Origin of the sequence: Ochrobactrum sp. MYb379, from assembly GCF_037479515.1 — a bacterium.
Taxonomy (GTDB): Bacteria; Pseudomonadota; Alphaproteobacteria; order Rhizobiales; family Rhizobiaceae; genus Brucella.
In genome coordinates this window covers 40128-54852 of record NZ_JBBGYW010000004.1, presented here as the reverse complement: position 1 = coordinate 54852, position 14725 = coordinate 40128, and the positions used below count along the sequence as shown (strand labels likewise).

The following is a 14725-nucleotide window of genomic DNA, read 5'->3' as shown; positions in this document are numbered from 1 at the left end:
TTTTTATAGCTATCTTGCAGATTTCCCAATCACTGCTTTTCCATAACTTGATCTTTTTGAATTATCGCTATGAGTATAATAGCTTGTTTATAAACATAATTTATCAAAAGAAACTGTTATTTATTCGACACGAAAAAATGGAAGATAAAATTGCACCGTACTAAAAAATTTCTCCAAAGCATTCATTTCTCAGTTCTAATGAATCAAAGAAAGACGGTTTACACCAATAATCCGATACGATACGGTGTTTCAAAATCTGACCTCACGATCACGCCGAGGGATGAGAGCCATGTCAGGGAGGACATATAATGGCGAAGGAAGAAGTGCTCAGCACGGTTGACCCTGCCATTATGCCAGGTGATAGAGACCCTATAAGACATCCGATTGGCGACACCATTTACAATGCGTTGTTTGCCGACCTGATTGCGTTGCGTATACCACCGGGAGAGCGGCTTTCTGTCGATGCTTTAGCGCGACAGTTTGGCGTTTCCCAAACCCCAATCCGCGCGGCGCTGATCAGACTGGAATCAGAGGGTCTTGTTGCCCAGAAATTTAATTCTGGTTTTAGTGCTGCTGCGTTGCCGGAAGGCAAGCATTTTCGGGACGTTTATCAGACACGCGACCTCCTCGAACCCGAAATGGCTGCTTTAGCAGCGATAAAAGCGACAGCAGACGACATTGTTTCGATTGAAAAACTCTGCAACGAAATGGCGGAGCTTGCTGATACAAATAATCAGGAAAACTTCGGGCGCTTTGCCGAACGTGACAATGCGTTTCACACCTGTATCCTTCAAATCGCAGGCAACCAGGTTGTCGCCGAAGCAATGGCGCGTCTTTATATTCATGCCAATCTATTTCGGATTCGGTATCACACAAAAATTACCACCGATGCCGTAACCGAACATAAGGCCATCCTTGAGGCGCTTCGCATGAAAGATGCTTTTGCGGCACGCAACGCGATGCGCGCTCATATCTACAATTCGCGTCTGAGGGTGGAACCATTCTTTATTGAAGAGTAGCGCATTCATGTCCGGCGTCATCTGGCGACGGAATTTTATCTGGAGGAAAATATGGCACTGGATCAACTGATGTGGATCGATTCCACCAAGGTCTTTATCAACGGAGAATGGGTGACTCCCGCCGGCGGAGAGACCATTGCGGTTGAAAACCCATCGACGGGTGAAGTTATTGGGAAAATTGCCCGCGGTACACCTGCGGAAGTGGATGCAGCCGTTTCTGCTGCAAATGCGGCGTTGAACGGTGAATGGGGTCGCATGACCGCGACGCAACGCGGACGCATTCTCATGAAAATGTCAGAATTGGTGCTCAAGCGAGCTGAAGAACTCGCAATGATTGAGACACTGGATGTTGGCAAACCGCTGAACCAATCTCGAAACGACTCGATTGCGCTCGCACGCTATCTCGAATTCTACGCAGGTGCCGCGGACAAGCTGATGGGTACGACCATTCCCTACCAGGAAGGCTTCACCGTTTATACCTTGCGCGAGCCACATGGAGTTTGTGGGATAATCATCCCTTGGAATTACCCAATGCAGATTTTGGGGCGCGGCGTCGGCGCAGCTCTTGCGGCTGGCAACACCTGCGTTCTTAAACCCGCAGAAGATGCCTCTTTGTCATCATTGGCTTTTGCGGCAATCGCACACGAAGCTGGTTTGCCGGCCGGTGTTCTCAATGTTGTAACGGGTTATGGCGCAGATGTAGGCGCAACTCTTTCAAGCCATTCCGGTATCCAGCATATCTCCTTCACTGGTTCCGTCGGAACCGGCGTTGCCATTCAGACTGCAGCAGCGAAAAATGTCGTTCCAGTAACGTTGGAACTTGGCGGAAAGTCACCACACATCGTTTTTGACGATGTTGACCTGGAAAAGGCCATGCCAGTGCTTGTGGGTGCCTGCATGCAAAATGCCGGCCAGACCTGTTCAGCAGCATCACGCGTTCTCGTCCAGCGTGGCATTTACGAAGATGTGAAGCGACGCATGATCGAAATTTACGAAGGTCTCGTGGTTGGACCTGCCGTTGAATCGCACAATCTTGGACCTGTCGTTTCCAAGAAGCAGAAGCAAATCGTATCCGATTTCATCGAGCGTGGAAAAGCAGAGCTCAACATCGCCGCACAGGGCAAACTACATGCCGACGCCCCGGCCGCTGGAAACTACGTCCTGCCAACACTCTTTTCGGAAGTAGAGCCGGATCATGCACTTGCGCAGCAGGAAATTTTTGGGCCAGTTCAGGTGCTCATTCCCTTCGATAGCGAAGAAGACGCTTTAAGGATCGCCAATGGCACCGAATACGGTCTTGTAGCGGGCGTTTGGACTCGTGACGGTGGTCGCCAATTGCGCATGGCGCGCAAGCTTCATTCCGGACAAGTCTTCATTAACAACTACGGTGCTGGGGGTGGTATTGAGCTACCTTTTGGCGGCGTTGGTAAATCCGGGCATGGGCGTGAAAAAGGATTTGAAGCGCTATACGGCTTTACGCACGTCAAAACTGTGACGATCTCGCACGGCTAAGCTGCGGGCTGAAACCCTGGTGAACACCACACAGTAACATGTGTGAACCATAGACCTCAGGACAACCAGGGGCGGGGTATTACCCTACCCTTGGTGCATATGATTGAATTGCCTGATCAACAGTACAAATTACATGCCTTTCAGAATGACCGTCAAAAAAATACGGACGGCGTGAACCGCCCGTACTTTATATGCATTGGCGCCGCAAGAGCCTATTAGAACTTGCCAATAAAGTTCACGAGGTATTGCCAGGTTGTTCGATGTAGGCCGCAGGAACGCTTTAAGCTTTTGCTCATTCGGTCATTTCAGCGGTGTAGTCATGCCATAATGCAAATGCACCATTATTTGCTTGGCGGTAAGCACGTGCTCTGAGTTTATGGCGACGCGAATGGAAAATCAGGTTGATCTGATCATGAGCGACAAGGAACCTTTGCGCATGTCGCGCTGACTTGAACCGGCCAAATATCTTCTCGCGTTTTCGCGTTGGCCTATGCGAGACTTCGATGGCGTTATTCAAGCCTTTATGGGCTCGGTGGTCCGCATCTGGTGAAAGGTTTTATATCGGCTTAATGGAACTGCGCAGCTTATCCGTCACGACCACACGTGGTTGACCGAATTGCTTCACCAGTCTGGGAAAAACCGTTTGGCAACCTTAGTGTTACGACAAGTTTGAACCAGAATGTCAAGAACATCGCCGTCTGCATCAATTGCCCGCCAAAGTCAGAACTTCTTTCCGCCGATGATGATGACGACCTCTTCGATGTGCCCTTTGTCATTTGGCTGTGGTCGGCCCTTGCGGATACAGTCGGCAAAATGGCGGCCGAAGCGATTAATCGAGACGCGAACGGTTTCCGGCTGACAAACACGCCACGCTCAGCAAGAAGATCTTCCACATCGGCCGTGCTTAACGCAAATCGATAATAGGTCCAGACAGCGCAGGCAATAATTTCACCCGGAAAACGAAACCCCTTCGCCCAGGGAAAGGATCTGGGTGATTTCATGCCAGTTCAATACCGGAAACGCCAGGCTCAAACAACTTGGCCATACCAAGCGCGTACTGCGTCTTGGCTCTTATTAGGATTTTCGCCGAAAGAGACCAAAGCCGATTCAGCCGTAGCGGTTCAAATGCCCAGCTTCGATCACAATCGGCGAGACCCACATAGTCCGACTATACCCCTGCCATATTAGTATGATATTTATACTTGTATTTACAAAATCCGAAAGCGGTTTTGGATGCTTTCGGCGTGGATAGTATCGCTCCTACCCCTTTCAACCCTATTCGTATCTCTGCTCGTTCACACGGGAGCTGGAGGCGCGATCTTGGCCTTCGGATAATCGGTTGAAACATCAACTCCGGAACCGTAACCCATGGCTATAATGGTGAAGCTGGTTCCGGAATCGACACCGCAGGACGCAACTGCAACCGTGGCGCAGAGGGGCAACCTGTGTCTGTCGAGGTCGCAGAGCCAGCCACCGAAGTCGATCAAGCCGTCGAGCCTGCCGAACCAGTCAAAGTGGCGGAACTTGAACCTAAAGCGGAATTGCCGGAAGGCTTTCCAATTCCTCTCACACGTCCAAAACGCGAAAAGCCCGAGGCCTCCTCGTAGATCGTCGAGGAGATCAAAAAGCCGAGACAGAGGAGTGTCGAGCATGAGCCGTCGCAGGATTCTCCGTTGACCGAAGAGGTTACGACGATCGTGACTGCGAGCACGGCACCACAATATGGATCGGGAGGTGAGGCACGCGGCGTTCGGGCTGAGCAGCGTTGGCTTGGACAACTGGCTGATCACCTCGAGCGACTAAAGCGATATCCCCATGCTGCACAGTCCCGTCGATTGGAAGGGGCGTGCGCGTTCAATTTCTTGTTCTTCCAGACGGAAGTGTCACATCCGTCAAGCTGATCAGTTTATCCGGGATAAGCGAGCTTGATACTGAAGTGCCTGAACTTCTCGAACAAGCGTCCCCGGTCGCAAAACCTCCGACGCACGTGAACCCGTTCATCACCGTTCCAGTTAGTTTTTCTATTCGGCGCTAAGCACAACACACCGCGTCAATTCTTTACGAACTTGACGAACTTATCCAAGTTAACTACATTAAGTCTCCACAAGGAAACAGACAGATGGCATCTCCAAAAACCAAGACGGCCATAGGCAACGGATCAGGCAGACGCGATAGAGTCGGCGCGCAATCGATCGGATTTCTGCTGACGACAGGCGGCGCGGGTATTCCGAAGGGTGCGACCGGTTTTCAGATCAAGGTTCCGGACAATGCCTCTAAAGTGCTGTCTGGGAACACTGCCCGCATGAAAGCACTGCTGCAGGAGTACGGTCAAGCGATTGCAAAAAGTCGGGCCGTCGGTCATCCAGTTAGTTTTCGCGTCGATGTCGATCCTGAAGGGGAGATGATCGTAACCCCGGTCGAGGACGCTGCACCGGCCACGGCTACAGTATCGCAAGATGATGGCGAACCGGTTGATGCTGAACTTGAGGAGGCGTTATTGGCAGCTCGGACACGCGGCCGCTCGAAAACAGCGGAGATCCTTGAGCGAGCCGATATGCTCAACGCCGACGCCTTCGCTCGCCTTCTCGGAACATCACGAGTGACTATCAACACCAAACGCCAAAGCGGTCAGGTGCTTGGGCTTGATGGTGCCAAACGCGGTTATCGTTTCCCCGGGTGGCAGCTTGATAGCGACGGGAAGCCGTTTGCTGCGCTCCCAGCCCTCCACGAGCGGCTAGGTGGTGCATGGGCAGTCTATCGCTTTCTCGTACAACCCCATGGGGAGCTGGATGGCATGACAGGGCGCGAGGCTATGGAGAAGGGTAGGCATGAACAGGCGCTGGCGGCCGCGGAAAGCATAGGGCGAGATTTCCGCTAAATGACTATTGTACGGCCGCCTTCTGGCTTCAAAACATCAAGCCTGCACCTGCATGTCATTGCGCCCGGATCACGGTTTGGCCGCATCTACCTTGCTCGATACCCTGATCCGCTTGGTTTCGGAAAAACGCCGAGCAGGTTCAGTGATCCACGCCGTCGCAAGGCCGACAATCGCTTCGGTATTCTCTACCTCGGGGATACCGTCAAGGTCTGCTTCCTCGAGGCCGTGCTACGGGACCAGCGCGACGGACTGATCGGAGATCTTCCAATCGCAGAGAGCGAACTCCACGACAGACAATACGCGCAGATTGAGGTCGTCGAGCCGCTGAAGATGGTCGATCTGCGCGACGATGGTCCGATAAAGATGGGTGTGCCGACAGATGTGGCGAAGTCATCCAGACAATCTCTCGCGCGCGAGTGGGCTGTCGCTTTCCATGACCATACCGATCGAATTGATGGTATCATCTACCCGTCGCGACTGAATGGACATACCAATCTTGCCGTTTTCGACCGGTCCGTCGGCAAACTGAAAACGGTCGGTGCGACGAGCCTGATACGAGCGCCGGGTCTCGCCAGCGTTCTCGATGACCTCGATGTTGCAATTGTCGATCCCTGATATCAGGACTTGATGCGCGAACCTTTTTCTGGCCGCCGATCCGCGATAGAACGATCCTGATCCCTGCTGTACCGATAGTTTTCTCAACTAAATCCGTCAGGTCACCCTCGGCAGGTTCGCGGGATCAGTTTCCAACCCATTGGCCTTGTGATCCTGATCGGGGATTAGCCTGCCTGGATCCTCCGCCTGAAACACGTCCTGACCCTCGAAATATCCTGTATTCCAAGCGTAAACGGCATCTTCTAAGACTTGCGGGAACACTTCCGGGTTCGTGGGATTGCCAAACATTTGCTCACCATACGAAGGATCCTGGCGAACAGGCCTGTTCCTTTGCGCAGATTTTCACACGGATCAACAAGATCAGTCTTGAGTTCGGAAATCTCTTTGACCCCGACCCCGACCCCGACTGGCAACTGCGTTATTTCGGCGCGAACAACCGCACGTCCGACGTGTTCTCTCACCACATCCATGGCCTCATCTACCGATTTCGGCTTCGGGATCAGAACGAGCCGCCCTCCGGATTTGACAGTAATTGCAAGCGGGTCAACCGAACCGGCCATCATGACCAACTGCTCGACAATGGCCGATTTCAGGCTCGGATCAGCGCATTCCTTGATAAAGGCGAGGTCCATATCTTTCTCTCCAAACGATTAGGTGTTGAAAGAAATCACGAGAGGGATACCAACAAGCTCAGTCCAGGCCTTCGCACTCGCGCGCTGAAAAGCGACAATGTTGCTGCCGGTAGTCCACCAACCATTCCCCATGGGAACGATCACATCCGGCTGCTGCAACATCGACTGGAGAATGGGCCAGAGGATCAGTTGTTCGTAGCAGATCAATGGCGCGATGCGTTTTCCGGCAACGTCAACTGCAGAGTTCGCAAAGAAACTTGCACGAGCGCCTCCGGCCAGACCAAACCAGTGTTCCCATGGACGCCACATCGACACCGGAACCGGTATCCGCTCGTGATAAAGGATAGGCCCGCTTCGCGCATCGTTGGCCACCATGACATTGTCGTAGCCATCGGGCTCGATGACTGCCGCGCCCGCGATAACAGTGATCGAGGTACCTTTCAGTTGCTTGTTCCAGAACTTTCCAAGGATCGGTGTCCAGAAACCCAAACTGCTCTCAGGAAGAACAATAACAGTCTTGTCCTCTTTTGGCAGCTGCGAGAACGTTCTCCAATGCGGATCACCGGGCCCATAAAGGCTTCGTCGCAAACTTTTGATGTCAGATGATCTGTGCGAAGAGTACGGTTTATTTGTTTTGGAGGTGAGGCATTGAGCATGGTCGGTTTCAAGGGAACGCATTTCCCCAAAAGTGTGATCCTTTATGCAGTTTTCTTCTATGTGCGTTATTCAGTTGCCTATCTTGATCTACAGGAAATAATGGCTGAACGCGGCGTAGAGATTGACCATGCAACATTGAACCGGTGGGTTGTTCGATACTCACCCCAGCTTTCTGCTCATGCGCAAAGACGCAAACGGCCAACACTTGGCTCGTGGCGTGTTGATGAGACCTATATAAAGGCCAAAGGGAAGTGGACTTATCTATATCGTGCTGTTGATAGAGACGGCCAAACCCTGGATTTTATGCTGTCTAAGCGTAGAGATTTCGGTACCGCACGACGTTTCTTTAGAAAGATAATCGCTAGCAATGGCATTCCGAACAAGATTGTTATTGATAAAAGCGGAGCCAATTTGCCTGGTGCACATGCTATAAATACTATCCTGAAGATCACTGGTACGGGCAAGCTGATTGAAATCCTACAGGTCAAGTACCTCAACAACATCCTTGAACAGGATCATCGCTTCATCAAGCGGATCACCAAACACATGTTAGGCTTCAAAGCCTTTCATTCAGCGTCTGCCACAATCGCCGGCATCGAAGTTGCTCATATGATCCGCAAGATGCAATTCGCCAACGACAATCGGTCGCCATTCGAGGTGTTTGCGGAGCTCGCTGAATAACTGTGTCCAGAGATAAGGCCGCTTATACCCCACTCAAAAATTTGCGACAAAACCATGTAACGTCTCTGGTCGAGCGGGTGAACCGCTTCACGGTTTTGTTGCGCAATAATGATCGTCAATCAAAGCCGTTGATGGAAGGTGTGATTAGAGCACTCCAGCCCCTGCCCCAAATGGCCCGCCGATCAATTACGTTTGATCGTGGTACTGAGTTTATAGAGTGGTCCTATCTGCAGAATGGGATAGGGGTCGCAAATATGGTTCTGCGATCCGCAATCACACAGGCAGAAAGGCACCGTTGAAAACACCAACAGACGCACAAGATGCTGGCTCCCACGAGACCTTGATCCGCTCACCCTCAGTGATCAAGACCTCGCATTCATCTGTCATCGCCTCAACAATACACCGCGCAAATGTTTAGCGTACAAAACGCCTGCAGAAGTCTTTCAGCAGAAACTCTTCGCAAACAGACATCGTTTTGCGTAAACTCAAACCGAAAGTCGCGCTTCAGCCTGACCTCACACACGTCGAAGTTTTACCTTTGATCGTGGTTCCCAGTTTATGGCGTATCGGGCTTTGGAGGATGGAGTGGGAGCTAAAAGCTGGTTTTGTGACCCAAACTCACCCTGGCAGAAAGGCGCTATCGACAACATCAACAAGCGCATTCGACGGTATTTGCCCAGCAACACGGACCTGACACAAGTCAGCCAGGCACAGTTGACCGCCCTCGCCCATAATCTCTATGCAACACCGTGCAAGTGTCTTGGATTTAAAACACCTGCCGAGGCTTTTGCTACACTTTTGCAGGAAGCAGCATAATCAGATACCCTAACCACCGGCATGATGCACATGGAGTAGCTTTTCCAAAAAAGCCTTGAATGATTGTTTTAACTTGCTACCAAACGGTGTGATACATTTTTCACGACAGTATAATGATGCAATCCTTCAGATCCGCCTTCGCGGCCAAGCCCGCTGTCCTTGATGCCGCCGAATGGCGTTTCAGCAACAGAAGCTTCAAGCGTATTGATTGAGACATTTCCTGCCTCAAGTCCGGTCATCAAGTGATCAACGTTCTGCGCAGAATTGGTGAACCCGTAAGCAGCCAAACCAAATGGAAGAGAGTTTGCCTTTTCAATAGCTGCATCCAGAGAAGACACCGGATTGATCAAGGCGATTGGGCCAAAAGGTTCTTCCGACATAACACGTGCATCATCCGGAAGTTCTGCCAGCACCGTTGGCGCAAAGAAATAACCGTTGTTCTTCAAACGCTGGCCACCCAAAAGTACTTTGCTGCCTTTGCTTTCAGCATCACCGACCAGTTGTTCCAAGGCAACTATACGTCGATCATTTGCGACAGGCCCCATATTGATTCCCGTTTGCATACCGTTTCCGACACGAATTGACTTTGCCGTTTCCACGAAAGCCAAAGTAAAGCGTTCATACTGGCTGTCGTGAACAAAGAACCGCGTAGGTGAGGTGCAGACCTGACCGGAGTTGCGATACTTCCTTCGTGCTGAGGCAATGCCAGCAGCGACAGGGTCGGCATCATCACAAACGATCACGGGAGCGTGCCCACCCAACTCCATAAGAGCTGGTTTCATGTGCCGCGCAGCAATCTCGGTCAAATGCTTCCCGACAACCGTTGATCCGGTAAAAGCAATTGCACGAATTTCCGGTTGCGGGATCAAGAACTGCGATATATCCGCCGGAACCCCAAAGACCAAATTCAGCACGCCAGCTGGCAGTCCTGCATCCTCAAATGCGCGTGCTATATGCGTAACGGCAGTCGGCGTTTCCTCTGACGCCTTCAATATAATAGAACAACCTGCCGCTAAAGCGCCTGCTATCTTGCGCGCAGGCTGGCTCATTGGGAAATTCCAAGGCGCGAAAGCCGCGACCGGACCGATCGGTTCGTGCAACACAATATAACGAATGCCAGGTGCGCTGGGAATAATACGACCGTAAAAGCGAATACATTCTCCGGCATCCCATTCGAAAAACTCACATCCGCGAATAACTTCAAGCCGGGCTTCAGCTATTGGCTTCCCGTTTTCCAACGTGATTGAGTGGGCTATTTCTTCTTGCCTCTCACGCATAATTGCGGCTGCCTTCATAATGATTGCAGCGCGGGCGGATGGGGCAAAATTACGCCATGACTGATAGCCGTTCCAGGCCGCCTCAAGAGCAGACTCCAAGTCTTTGCGTTCTGCAACCGCTACGCGACCGATCTCCGTTTCATCTGCAGGATTTATAATTGGAAGTGTATTGGCGGTTTTACGCCATTCTCCGCCTATGAAAAGCTGCACGTCAGATTTTTGCATCAGAAGGCCTCTGCGATATTATATTCGGCTTACATTGGGGCTGCGCCCAGATCGTCGTTGCAATCAGAATGAAATATTTTAATTCATGCGACAATTCATATTAGAGCAATATATCCATGAGGATAATTACATGAATTGGAGTGAAAGCCCGCATTTTTGCTTGTGCAAAAATTACAGCCGAGCGATGCAGCACGGCTTTTCAAGGTCTGGGTCGAGATCAAAATACTTAGCAAATACGTCGAATGCCCGCGAGCAAAGCCTGGGACATTTCGGTTTCAAGCAAACACCAGTCCATCAGGATATTGTAATGGTTGCGGTTAAAGACCTCGATCATTTGAACGTCTCCACCTGCCGCTTCCCAGCTCGTGGCATAGGCTTGTGACTGGCGTTTGAAGCCATCTGGCTCAGCCTCAGACCATGCCACTGTAATCGGACAACCGTTTGTAGGAATATGTCTTATTGGACTTAGCAGATTAACATCGTCAGAGCTCAGATTGAGCCATTCCTGTGGGAACGTTGCTGCGATGGGGGCAAGTTCGAACAACCCGCTCACTGGCATTCCGAATTTTATAACGTCTTGCGGCAATCCAAATTCATCGTGCCATCCTTTGGCGAGAAGCGCTCCAACAAGATGACCACCGGCTGAACTTCCGCCGACCGTTATCCGGTCTGGGTCAAGGCCATAGTCACGCCCATGGCTCCAAACAAAGGAGAGCGCCGCACGGACCTCCCGCGTAATTTCGCCGAGCGACACTTCAGGCGATAGGCGGTAATCAACAACAACCGTAGCAATCCCCTCGGCCGCAAGCATTCGAGCCATCATAGCGGAATCTTCCTTGGACAAAGCGCGCCAATAACCGCCGTGAACGAAAACGAATACTGGGCTTAATGCAGCGGGAGACTGTGGACCGAAAATATCAATCCGCTGTCCGCTTTTCACGTCATAAACGACATCAAAATGCCGTCCCCATTTTTCACGCGGGGTAATACTCGCATCTCTGTAGCGTTGTATTTCGGAGGCAAACTCCTCCGACGAAACGGTCGCCTTGGCGTTGTAATCACGCTCAAGACGTGCTTTCTCAAAATGTGCTTCCTCGGCCAAATTATGCATAGCATCCTCGTTCTCAAACATTTTTAACTCCATAACCGCTTAGAGGTCATTGGGGTCACTCTAAATGACCGTGGTCTCAACTCGGTTTTCGATTGTCCGAGCGAGGTTAAGAGCTGTCATTTCAGACGATTTCGGATTGGTTGAGAGCGGACTGTTTTCAAAACGCAGATGCATCTTACCAAAGTCACCTTCAGCAATAATCTCATGCGTATTAAGATGAGCTGTCGGGTCTGCAATCAGCGTAACAAGCGTTCGATCAAGTCCAATTCCCGCAAGAGATGTGATAACAGCGACATTCGCGTTTTGCGGAAAAGCGTCAGCCGCATCTCGTGCGCTACCTTTAAAGAAAACAGTAGCTTCACTGATTTGATCAAGCTTTAAGAGTTGACTAGCGAGTGTGCCTGCCCACGCCTTTGCAGGTTTGATGATACGGTGTTCAACACTTTGCATCGATAACCGGCTCGCTGCCGATAGCGCATCCACACCACCCAATGCACCGGGCGGAATAATCAGCTTAGTGCCATTTCGAGTAGCTGTTTTGTTCAAACGTTGAAAAATCGCATCGTCAACGAAAGACGATGTTGACGAAACCACAAAATCCATACCAGCAGAAAGTGCCGCCTCGCCCCATGGCAAAACACTGGCACGCCCCGCAGCTTCAATTGCAAGACTTGCATGAATTAACCCGAGTTCAGCAGGGTCTTCAATAAGAATAGCTTCCGCTGGCAAACCGTCGCGCGCAATCGTTTTATCGCGTACGGCGACAGCAACAATTTTTGCCGAACTTTTCCGTTCGGCCAAAAGTTCGGCGACGCGCTGACCAATAGCGCCCCAGCCAATGAGGACAATTTTCTCAGATGCCGACATAGGCATGCACCTGATCATGATCACGTTCGAGATCAGCACTCGTGCCGCACCAGACAGTCCGGCCTTTCTCGACAATATAGTGTCGATCCGCAAGACGCTTCAAAACCGCAATATTTTTGTCGATCAACAGAATGGATTGCCCCATTTCTCGCAATTGCATGATGCAGTGCCAAATTTCCGTGCGAATGACAGGAGCAAGACCTTCTGTTGCTTCATCGAGGATAAGAAGATGCGGATTGGTCATCAAAGCACGTCCAATCGCCAGCATTTGTTGCTCACCACCCGAAAGTGTGCCCGCAGTTTGACTTCCACGTTCCTCCATGCGTGGAAAAAGCTTGTATATTCTCGCAAGATCCCAAGGTGACTGCCGCTTGCAACGGTTTGACGCGGTTGCAATCAGATTTTCCCTCACTGTAAGGGTTGGAAATATCTGCCGCCCCTCGGGAACAAGACCTACACCGAGCCGTGCCACTTTCTCCGGCGTGTAACTCGTAGTATTTCGACCTGCAATCTGGACACTGCCTTTTTGAGCCGCAAGTAAGCCCATCAATGTGCGTATAGTGGTAGTCTTTCCCATACCATTGCGACCCATAAGGGTAACCAATTCGCCCTCATTCACTTCGAGCGAAACATCGAAAAGCACCTGTGAATGCCCATAGGCTGATTGAAGTCCGTCAATTTTCAGCACAGTTCCTCCTCCCCGCCAAGATAAGCCTCGCGCACAGCTTCGCTGGCCCTGACATCTTCTACGGTTCCTGTAAGAATGACGCGACCATAGACCAGCACCGTAACCTGGTCGGCTAATGCAAACACTGCGTCCATGTCGTGCTCAACAAGCAGCATTGAAACCTTTCCGCGCAAACCCTGAAGAAGTTCAATCATTTCCTGAGTTTCGACATGACCGAGGCCAGCCATTGGTTCATCCAAGAGCAAAAGCCTAGGCTTTCCAGCCAATGCCATCAATAATTCCAGCTGCTTACGCCCGCCGCTGGGCAAGTCGCCTGCCAGTTTTTCTGAGTGATGAGACAAGCGACTTGATGCAAGTATTTCGTCAACCTCTTGCCAGATGGCATCGCGACTTTTGAGACAATCCAGAATACGGAAATTGTGCTCTTCCCTTGCTTGCACAGCCATCGCAATATTTTGTCGCACACTCATCTCGTTGAGAAGCGTGGATATCTGAAATGTACGCCCGAGACCACGTGCCACACGTTTGGCCGCAGGTAGGCTCGTTATATCCTCACCCATCAGGTTTATAGTCCCTGATGACGGCATTAGTTCACCGCAAAGCTGGTTGATGAGTGTAGATTTACCTGCCCCATTTGGACCGATCAAGGCGTGAATATGACCTTCACTTACATCAAGCGAGACATGATCGGTGGCGACCAAACCAGCAAAACGCTTCACCAGATCGCGGACCTGCAATATTGCGGTCATGAGGACACCTCGATTTTGCGGTCTTTGCGAGATTTATGGAAAAGCGCGCGCCAGCCGCCGACCATTCCGCCCCTTGTGCCCATAACCACGAGCAGCAGAATAATTCCCATAAAAAGCTGCCAGTGTTCAGTCCAGGAGGCCAGATAGGTTTGCATTATAAGGAAAGCAGCCGCTCCCCAGATGGGGCCAAAAAAAGTTCCGACGCCACCCAAAATCACCATCACCATCAACTCACCAGACTTTGTCCAGTGTAGCGTATCCGGACTTGCAAAACGCATGAAGATTGTCAGAAGCGCTCCAGCCAGACCAGCGCCCATTCCGGCCAGCACGAAGCCATAAAGCTTATAGCGATAAGTTTCGATCCCCATCGCCGTCATGCGGCGCTCACTCTGGCGAATGCCAGAAAGTACCGCGCCGTATGATGAATGCACGACACGCCAAAGAAAGCAGAAATACAGGATCATAGAGACGAGAATGACATAATACATCGTCGTCTTATTGCGCAGACTAAGACCAAAAAGATCATTCGCCTGACGCACGATAATGCCGTCCTCCCCTCCATAGGTTTTCAGCGAAACAAAGAAAAAGAAGAGCATCTGGGCAAAAGCCAGCGTGATCATGATAAACTGCACACCTGAAGTCCGCAGTGCAAGTGCTCCAATCACCAGCGCTGCAAGTCCTGCAACGAGCATTGCGGCGGGAACTGTAATTAGGAATTGGTTGGAACCGGGAATGAAGCCCAAAAGAAGCGTTTCTTCCGCATGATGAAAGTAGAGAATCCCGACAACATAAGAACCAATCCCGAAAAAAGCCGCATGACCAAAAGAAACCATACCGCCATAACCAAGGATGAGATTGAGGCTCGCCGCAGCTATCGCATAAATCATAATCCGGGCGACAAGGCTGGAGGCAGCCGTTTGCCCCAACGCGTCAGCGCCAAGGGGAAATAGGGAAAGTGCAACACAGCCAAGACATACAAATAGAACACGATATGACAT

Annotated in this window: 14 protein-coding genes and 4 pseudogenes; 9 read left to right on the top strand and 9 right to left on the bottom strand. The window is 51.1% G+C overall.

What is annotated here, in order from left to right; all coding sequences use genetic code 11:
* Window positions 1-308: 308 nt before the first annotated feature.
* Entirely contained in the window at window positions 309-1019 is a 711-nt protein-coding gene (locus tag WH356_RS10210) for a GntR family transcriptional regulator (protein WP_339510423.1), read from the top strand.
* A 51-nt stretch (window positions 1020-1070) separates the two neighbouring features.
* Window positions 1071-2531 (top strand): aldehyde dehydrogenase family protein, encoded by a 1461-nt coding sequence (locus WH356_RS10205; protein ID WP_339510421.1) that lies wholly within the window; start codon window positions 1071-1073, stop codon window positions 2529-2531.
* A 292-nt stretch (window positions 2532-2823) separates the two neighbouring features.
* Here WH356_RS10205 and WH356_RS10200 read toward each other — a convergent pair.
* A pseudogene (locus WH356_RS10200) lies at window positions 2824-3532 on the bottom strand (IS6 family transposase).
* Window positions 3533-3976: 444 nt separating this feature from the next.
* Here WH356_RS10200 and WH356_RS10195 point away from each other — a divergent pair.
* From WH356_RS10195 to WH356_RS10185, 4 genes are all read left to right on the top strand, one after another.
* The gene (locus WH356_RS10195; protein ID WP_339510419.1) at window positions 3977-4138 is read left to right on the top strand and encodes a hypothetical protein; all 162 of its coding nucleotides are present in this window, start codon (window positions 3977-3979) and stop codon (window positions 4136-4138) included.
* Between the two features lie 239 nt (window positions 4139-4377).
* A complete protein-coding gene (locus tag WH356_RS24045; protein ID WP_445253650.1) occupies window positions 4378-4566 on the top strand; it encodes an energy transducer TonB family protein in 189 nt (62 codons plus the stop codon).
* A gap of 267 nt (window positions 4567-4833) precedes the next feature.
* Window positions 4834-5409, top strand: a complete 576-nt coding sequence (locus WH356_RS10190) for an XRE family transcriptional regulator (RefSeq protein ID WP_339510417.1) — start codon at window positions 4834-4836, stop codon at window positions 5407-5409.
* Window positions 5410-6024 carry an RES family NAD+ phosphorylase gene (locus WH356_RS10185; protein WP_339510415.1) on the top strand — a complete coding sequence of 205 codons (615 nt, stop codon included), beginning with the start codon at window positions 5410-5412 and terminating at the stop codon, window positions 6022-6024.
* A 28-nt stretch (window positions 6025-6052) separates the two neighbouring features.
* Here WH356_RS10185 and WH356_RS10180 read toward each other — a convergent pair.
* Window positions 6053-6656 (bottom strand): annotated as a pseudogene (locus WH356_RS10180) (TraH family protein); the annotation flags it as partial.
* Between the two features lie 18 nt (window positions 6657-6674).
* The gene (locus WH356_RS10175; RefSeq protein ID WP_339510413.1) at window positions 6675-7334 is read right to left on the bottom strand and encodes a nitrilase-related carbon-nitrogen hydrolase; all 660 of its coding nucleotides are present in this window, start codon (window positions 7332-7334) and stop codon (window positions 6675-6677) included.
* Between WH356_RS10175 and WH356_RS10170 the strand changes: the two genes are divergently transcribed.
* From WH356_RS10170 to WH356_RS10160, 3 genes and pseudogenes are all read left to right on the top strand, one after another.
* Window positions 7311-7994 carry an IS6 family transposase gene (locus WH356_RS10170; protein WP_339510411.1) on the top strand — a complete coding sequence of 228 codons (684 nt, stop codon included), beginning with the start codon at window positions 7311-7313 and terminating at the stop codon, window positions 7992-7994. The two genes, WH356_RS10175 and WH356_RS10170, sit on opposite strands and share 24 nt — an antisense overlap.
* Window positions 7995-8029: 35 nt before the next feature.
* Window positions 8030-8477 (top strand): annotated as a pseudogene (locus WH356_RS10165) (IS30 family transposase); the annotation flags it as partial.
* A gap of 39 nt (window positions 8478-8516) precedes the next feature.
* Window positions 8517-8810, top strand: a pseudogene (locus WH356_RS10160) (IS30 family transposase); the annotation flags it as partial.
* Window positions 8811-8878: 68 nt separating this feature from the next.
* On the opposite strand, the gene WH356_RS10155 reads toward WH356_RS10160, so the two are convergent.
* The 6 genes from WH356_RS10155 to WH356_RS10130 all read right to left on the bottom strand — a co-directional run bounded on the left by WH356_RS10155 (window position 8879) and on the right by WH356_RS10130 (window position 14725).
* Window positions 8879-10312 (bottom strand): NAD-dependent succinate-semialdehyde dehydrogenase, encoded by a 1434-nt coding sequence (locus WH356_RS10155; protein WP_339510409.1) that lies wholly within the window; start codon window positions 10310-10312, stop codon window positions 8879-8881.
* 226 nt (window positions 10313-10538) lie between these two features.
* Window positions 10539-11444, bottom strand: coding sequence for an alpha/beta hydrolase (locus WH356_RS10150; RefSeq protein WP_339510407.1), 906 nt, complete (start codon window positions 11442-11444; stop codon window positions 10539-10541).
* Between the two features lie 39 nt (window positions 11445-11483).
* A complete protein-coding gene (locus WH356_RS10145) occupies window positions 11484-12290 on the bottom strand; it encodes an aspartate dehydrogenase (RefSeq protein WP_339510405.1) in 807 nt (268 codons plus the stop codon).
* Window positions 12277-12978: an ABC transporter ATP-binding protein gene (locus WH356_RS10140; RefSeq protein ID WP_339510403.1), complete on the bottom strand. Its 702-nt coding sequence runs from the start codon at window positions 12976-12978 to the stop codon at window positions 12277-12279. The genes WH356_RS10145 and WH356_RS10140 overlap by 14 nt, the downstream gene beginning before the upstream one ends.
* A complete protein-coding gene (locus WH356_RS10135; RefSeq protein WP_339510401.1) occupies window positions 12972-13727 on the bottom strand; it encodes an ABC transporter ATP-binding protein in 756 nt (251 codons plus the stop codon). Before WH356_RS10135 ends, WH356_RS10140 begins: the two co-directional genes overlap by 7 nt.
* Window positions 13724-14725 carry a branched-chain amino acid ABC transporter permease gene (locus tag WH356_RS10130; RefSeq protein WP_339510399.1) on the bottom strand — a complete coding sequence of 334 codons (1002 nt, stop codon included), beginning with the start codon at window positions 14723-14725 and terminating at the stop codon, window positions 13724-13726. Before WH356_RS10130 ends, WH356_RS10135 begins: the two co-directional genes overlap by 4 nt.